The sequence below is a fragment of the Gemella bergeri ATCC 700627 genome (assembly GCF_000469465.1).
In the GTDB taxonomy this organism is placed as follows: domain Bacteria; phylum Bacillota; class Bacilli; order Staphylococcales; family Gemellaceae; genus Gemella; species Gemella bergeri.
Genome location: NZ_KI271811.1, coordinates 12,251 through 18,355, shown reverse-complemented (window position 1 = coordinate 18,355; position 6,105 = coordinate 12,251). Strand labels below are relative to the sequence as shown.

The 6,105-nt window shown below is 33.3% G+C and carries 5 protein-coding genes; 1 reads left to right on the top strand and 4 read right to left on the bottom strand.

The window, feature by feature from the left end:
• The first annotated feature begins 301 nt into the window (after positions 1-301).
• Positions 302-2,944, top strand: coding sequence for a bifunctional acetaldehyde-CoA/alcohol dehydrogenase (gene adhE / locus HMPREF1983_RS01685; protein ID WP_021752552.1), 2,643 nt, complete (start codon positions 302-304; stop codon positions 2,942-2,944).
• A 240-nt stretch (positions 2,945-3,184) separates the two neighbouring features.
• On the opposite strand, the gene HMPREF1983_RS01680 is transcribed toward adhE, so the two are convergent.
• The 4 genes from HMPREF1983_RS01680 to rpiA all read right to left on the bottom strand — a co-directional run bounded on the left by HMPREF1983_RS01680 (position 3,185) and on the right by rpiA (position 5,906).
• Positions 3,185-3,670, bottom strand: coding sequence for a methylated-DNA--[protein]-cysteine S-methyltransferase (locus HMPREF1983_RS01680; protein WP_040460798.1), 486 nt, complete (start codon positions 3,668-3,670; stop codon positions 3,185-3,187).
• A 153-nt stretch (positions 3,671-3,823) separates the two neighbouring features.
• Positions 3,824-4,141 (bottom strand): metal-sulfur cluster assembly factor, encoded by a 318-nt coding sequence (locus tag HMPREF1983_RS01675; RefSeq protein WP_021752550.1) that lies wholly within the window; start codon positions 4,139-4,141, stop codon positions 3,824-3,826.
• Between the two features lie 16 nt (positions 4,142-4,157).
• Positions 4,158-5,210 carry a hypothetical protein gene (locus HMPREF1983_RS01670; protein WP_021752549.1) on the bottom strand — a complete coding sequence of 351 codons (1,053 nt, stop codon included), beginning with the start codon at positions 5,208-5,210 and terminating at the stop codon, positions 4,158-4,160.
• Between the two features lie 18 nt (positions 5,211-5,228).
• Positions 5,229-5,906: a ribose-5-phosphate isomerase RpiA gene (gene rpiA, locus HMPREF1983_RS01665; protein ID WP_040460796.1), complete on the bottom strand. Its 678-nt coding sequence runs from the start codon at positions 5,904-5,906 to the stop codon at positions 5,229-5,231.
• Positions 5,907-6,105 lie beyond the last annotated feature (199 nt).

Here is a 6,105-nt window from a genome sequence, read left to right as displayed (position 1 = left end):
TATAAACTTTATATTTTTTAAAACAACAATTAAATAGTTAATTAGCAATATATATTTCTTATATAACAAATATGAATTCAAAATATATAGAACTATAAATTACTTTGTTGTTTTTTTCATATTTTTAAACTTGGAAATGGAAAAATAATTATTTCAACACTTTATTTTAGTTATATAACAGGTATTTACTTTTTATTTTTATTATGGTAGACTAAAGTTGCAGTAAAGAAAAAAGTGTTCTAAATCAAAAAATTAGTTCGCTTGCAAATAAACTAAATAACTTATAAAGGGGTTAATTATTATGGTAAAAGAAACTATTGCGGCTGTTAACCCAGTCGAAGAAGTTAATACATTAGTTGAAAAAGCACTAGTTGCTTTAGATGAGTTTAAAAAGATAGAAGATCAAGAAAAAATTGATACTATCGTTCAAGCGGCTGCTGTTGCTGCGTTGGAAGCTCATGGACCATTAGCGGTTGCCGCTGTTAAAGAAACAGGTCGCGGTATCGTTGAGGATAAAGCTACTAAAAACCTTTATGCCTGCGAGTACATCGTTAACTATATGCGCGGCTTAAAAACGGTAGGTATAGTCAGTAAAGACGATGTGGACGGTTTAACAGCAATCGCGGAACCTGTTGGAGTTGTGTGCGGTGTAGTTCCAACTACAAACCCTACATCAACTACAGTTTTCAAATCACTTATTTGTTTGAAAACACGTAATCCGATTATCTTCAGTTTCCACCCATCTGCTAATGAATGTTCTAAACAAGCTGCAAGAATCGTAAGAGATGCCGCTGTTAAAGCAGGAGCACCTGAAAACTGCATTCAGTTTATTGAAAAACCTTCAATGGAAGGAACTCACGCTCTTATGAATCATGACGGAGTAGCTACTATTTTAGCAACCGGTGGTAATGCAATGGTTAGAGCCGCTTATTCTTGCGGTAAACCTGCTTTGGGGGTTGGTGCAGGTAACGTTCCGGCTTATGTTCATAAAGATGCAAAACTAAAACAAGCTGTAAATGATATTGTTCTTAGTAAAGCATTTGATAACGGTATGATTTGTGCAAGTGAACAAGCAGCTATCGTTGATAAAGAATTGTATACTGACTTTATTAAAATTATGAAGTCGCACCATGTTCATTTTGTTAATAAAGAGGAAAAAGCTAAATTAGAAAACTTACTGTTCGGTGTTGAAGCTAATTCTGAAAATTGTGGCGGAGCTAAACTAAACTCTGTTATAGTGGGTAAACCTGCTACAGAAATTGCTAAAATGGCAGGTTTTGAGGTTCCTAAGGGAACAGTCATTTTAGCTGCTGAGTGTAGTGAAGTTGGCGTTAATGAACCTTTAACTCGTGAAAAATTATCTCCTGTTCTTGCAGTATTAAAATCTACAAGCACTGAAGATGGTATTGAAAAATCTCGTCAAATGGTTGAATTTAACGGATTAGGACATACCGCAGCTGTTCACACACAAGATGAAGCGGTTGCCGAAGAGTTCGGTAAAGTAGTAAGAGCATGTCGTGTTGTTTGGAATTCTCCTTCAACATTCGGTGGTATCGGTGATGTTTACAATGCCTTTATCCCTTCTCTAACATTAGGTTGCGGTAGCTATGGTAGAAACTCTGTATCCGGAAATGTTAACGCAATTAACCTGTTAAATATTAAATTAATCGGTCGAAGAAACAATAATATGCAATGGTTTAAAGTACCACCTAAAATTTATTTTGAACCAAATGCAATTAAATACTTGAGTGAAATGGAGGGTTTAGAAAGAGTGATGATAGTCACTGATGAATCTATGGTTAAATTAGGATTTGTCGGACGTATCATTGATCAACTAAATCGTCGTAAAAATAAAATTCAATACGAAGTATTTGCCGGTGTTGAACCTAACCCTGACATTACAACCGTACGTCGCGGATTAGAAGCTATGAACACATTTAAACCTAATGCAATCGTTGCACTTGGTGGTGGTTCCCCAATGGATGCTGCTAAAATTATGTGGTTGTTTTATGAAAGACCTGATGCCGACTTTACAGAACTGGTACAAAAATTTGCTGATATTAGAAAACGTACTGTAAAATTCCCTCATCTTGGACAAAAAGCTAAATTTATTGCAGTACCGACAACTTCAGGTACCGGTAGTGAGGTAACACCATTTGCCGTTATTTCCGATAAAGAAAGTGATAAAAAATATCCGTTAGCTGACTATGCAATTACTCCTCACGTTGCTATCGTCGATCCGGTAATGGTACAAACCGTACCGTCACGTCCAACAGCAGCAACAGGTATGGACGTTCTTACTCACGCAACGGAAGCATATACTTCTATTCTGGCAAATGACTACACAGACGGCATAGCACTTCGTGCAATTAAATTGGTATTTGAAAACTTAGAAAAATCTGTTAAAGAATTCGATAAAGATGCACGTGAAAAAATGCACAATGCATCTTGCCTAGCCGGTATGGCATTCGCCAATGCGTTCTTAGGAATATCGCACTCTATGGCACATAAAATAGGTGGTAAGTTCCATACTGTACACGGCGAAACTAATGCAACACTTTTACCTTATGTAATAAAATACAACGGTACTCGTCCAGGTAAAGTATCGCTATGGCCTAAATATGAACATTATCAAGCAGATGAAAGATTCCAAGATATTGCGAAATTACTAGGCTTAAAAGCAGATACCCCTGAACAAGCTGTAGATTCTTATGCACAAGCAGTATTTGAACTTGGAAAACGTGTCGGAACTCCTATGTGCTTTAAAGATCACGGAGTCGATTACGAAGCATTTAAAGCTGCTCTTCCTACTCTTGCAATGGATGCGTATGAAGACCAATGTACTCCTGCAAACCCTAGATTAGCTATGATTGATGATATGGCAGGTATTATGGAAGCTGCATGGTTCGGATATGATAAAAAGAAATTTGTAGAAAATAAATAATAGCTAACTCTAACATAAAGAAGAAGGGGCGAACAATAGCTCCGCCCTTTCCTCTTATCTTACTTATAGACGTTTACATTCATAATCATAAATTCCTTTAAAATAGAGCTAACTCGGTATTCTGATTAATTTTAAACTAAAGTGTCAGTGAATTCCCAATCTTTACAATATTATTATATTAAATACTTTAATAATTAGTTTAAAATACAGCAGATAAAATACTCGGGTTGGCTCTTCTTATTATTTTTTATAAACTTTTTCCATTTCTAACAATTTTTGCTTCAGTTCCAATCCCCCACGATACCCACAAAGATTACCGTTTTTCCCTAATACTCTATGGCAAGGTATAAATATCAATAGCGGATTTTCGCCTATTGCAGTAGCTACAGCACGGACTGCTTTCGGTTTATCCAACTGTCTTGCTATATCCGAATATGTTCTGGTTTCTCCATAAGGGATACTTCTTACCGCCGCCCAAACCAATTTTTGAAATTCAGTTCCTTCAGGAATTTTTATATTACTTATTTCTTTTTGATTAATAAAATATTCATAAAGTTTCTGACTATATTTTTTTACTTTGTCGTAACTTTCTATTAAATTTACTTTTCCCAAAAAATTATAAATTTCATCTATATTTTTATTAGGACTGCCAACAAATACTAAATCATCGTTATTTGTTACCAAGTAGTAATAATCATCTCGTATTAAGCACCTATAATAAAACATTGTTTTTTTCTCCTTATTATATTTGCAATTTTTTGCAGGATAAAGATTAATTTATAGTAATTAAATAGTTTTTATACCCTCATGTTTCGTTAATTACTCTTTATTAAAACATATTTTTATTTATAAGAAATAGCACCCCGCAAGGTGCTTTTCCTATTCGTAATCGATTACTCCTAATGCTATTTTGGCATATCTTGACATTTTATCTTTCGTCCATGCCGGTTCCCAAACAATGTTGACATCAACCTTTTCTATTTCATCTACTCCCATCATCGCCGTCTCTACCTGTTCAACGATGAGTGGTCCCATAGGACAGCCCATTGATGTTAAAGTCATATCTACAACGGCGTGTTTATTATCCTCGCTCATCTTAACATCATAGATAAGACCTAAATTCATTATATCAATCCCTAACTCCGGATCTATTACTGTTTCCAGTGCTTCTATTACTCTATCTTTTAAATCTTCCATATATTTCCTCCTATTGTTATCTAAAGGTATATATCACCTTTATTTTACGATTTTGTTTTATCAATTTTCCTAAATTAACAATCTGCATTTCAGTATTTTCCTTATATTTTCCTATGCTGATGTTCTTAGTTATTTTACCCGTTTTATCTTCAATTTTAACAAAATATTTCTTTTCTTTACTTCTACTACCTATTTCTCTATCAAATATTATAGTCTTTATATTGTTCAACAATTCAAAATTAAAAATTTGATTATACATTATAAGAGCATCTTTGTAGATTAATACTTTTAATTTCTCATCTACAAATCTGGCATCTCTTATTAAAATATCTATATCTCTTTCAGTTTCAGGATATTCTATAAATAATTTTTCATAATTATCCTTAGCTCTCTTAACCTTTTTTACAAAAGAAATAGTTAACCATAGTGTTGATAAACAAATAGCAGCTACTATAATAATCATTGCCGTATAATATGCAGTTCCTACCGGTACTATGTAAACATCATTATAAAACGGTCGTTCTTTTATTTTCTTTTTATATGTATCTTTATCGGCGTTTACCCCTACTTCTTTTATAACCTCAGAAATTCTTTTCTTAATTAGATAGCTCTGTTGAGCAGAATCTTCAAATTTCTTCTGGAGTTCTGCTGATATATATACGGTCGTTTTCCAATCATCTTTATTCCTAGCTGTAGCCGGAATACTATCTATACGTGCGTAGATATTTTCTTTACCGAGATTAAGATCTTTACCGTATTGTAATTTCCTGCCGCCGAGCATTTTATCCAATTTTTCCGCAGTCGTTCTTAACATAATATAACCACGTTCGTGTTCAACAAGGTAAAATTTTTCATTTTCTTCTAAAATTTTATCTTGTATTTTTTGTTCTTCTACTGCCAAAATTTTTATTATTGTGTAGCCTGAATGTCCATCAAAAACATCACCATTTTTATATTGTTTTTCTATACCTTGAAATCCTAAAGCGGTTATCATAGAAATACTTATAAACCACATAATAAGAGTAACCAATATAGTCCCTTTTAAACCCTTTGTATAACTTTTCCTCACAAAATGCTCCTTAAAAAATTATTTTTTATTTGGATTTTCTATAACAATAGCTCCATTGTCAGTTCCTTTTATACATAATTTACACATATTAAGAAATAATCCGTGCTCTACTACCCCAACAATATTGCTTAATTTTTCTTTTACATTGTTTATATCAAAACCATACCCTAAATGTAAGTCAACAATATAATTATGATTATCCGTTACGAGTATTTTTTCATCTTTAAGACGTAACACCGGATTTAAACCCATCTGTTCCAATTTTCGAATTGTGTGACTATAACCAAAGGGTAAAATTTCTACCGGTAAATTAAAATTACCTAATTTTTTCACATCTTTACTTTCATCGTAAATCCAGATAACTTTATCGGCAATATCGGCAACAATTTTTTCCCTAAACAAAGCAGCACCACCGCCTTTAATGGCATTGAAATTTCCATCTATTTCATCTACTCCATCAACAGCAAGGTCAATGTGGTCTACGTCTTCCAAAGCCCTGATATTTAAACCAAGACTTTTGGCTAATTCTACCGTTTGAATTGACGTTGAAACCATTTCAATATTCAATCCGGCTTTTACCTTATCTGCTAGAGCATGAACAAAATAGAAGACCGTCGACCCGGTTCCCAGTCCTACTATCATTCCATCTTTTACATATTCAGCAGCTTTTTTACCAACAATCTCTTTTAAATTCATTTTTGTTTCTCCGTTATTTTTTAACAAGTATTTCGTAGTAATTATGAACAAATTTTTCCCAAGTATTCTTTCTTTGAATTTAAACAAAAACTTATATATTTATATACAAAATATTTTTTGTTGCTGATTCTATAGTGGTGAGACAACCTTAAAAAATCTCGCTAAGAGTAGCAACGAGCCTAATAGCAATGTTTGTAGT

Excerpts from the sequence above, each read along its gene's own strand:
- HMPREF1983_RS01675 (WP_021752550.1), bottom strand. The coding sequence starts at position 4,141 with ATGGAAGATTTAAAAGATAGAGTAATAGAAGCACTGGAAACAGTAATA.
- HMPREF1983_RS01680 (WP_040460798.1), bottom strand. The coding sequence starts at position 3,670 with ATGTTTTATTATAGGTGCTTAATACGAGATGATTATTACTACTTGGTA.
- rpiA (WP_040460796.1), bottom strand. The coding sequence starts at position 5,906 with ATGAATTTAAAAGAGATTGTTGGTAAAAAAGCTGCTGAATATGTAAAA.
- adhE (WP_021752552.1), top strand. The coding sequence starts at position 302 with ATGGTAAAAGAAACTATTGCGGCTGTTAACCCAGTCGAAGAAGTTAAT.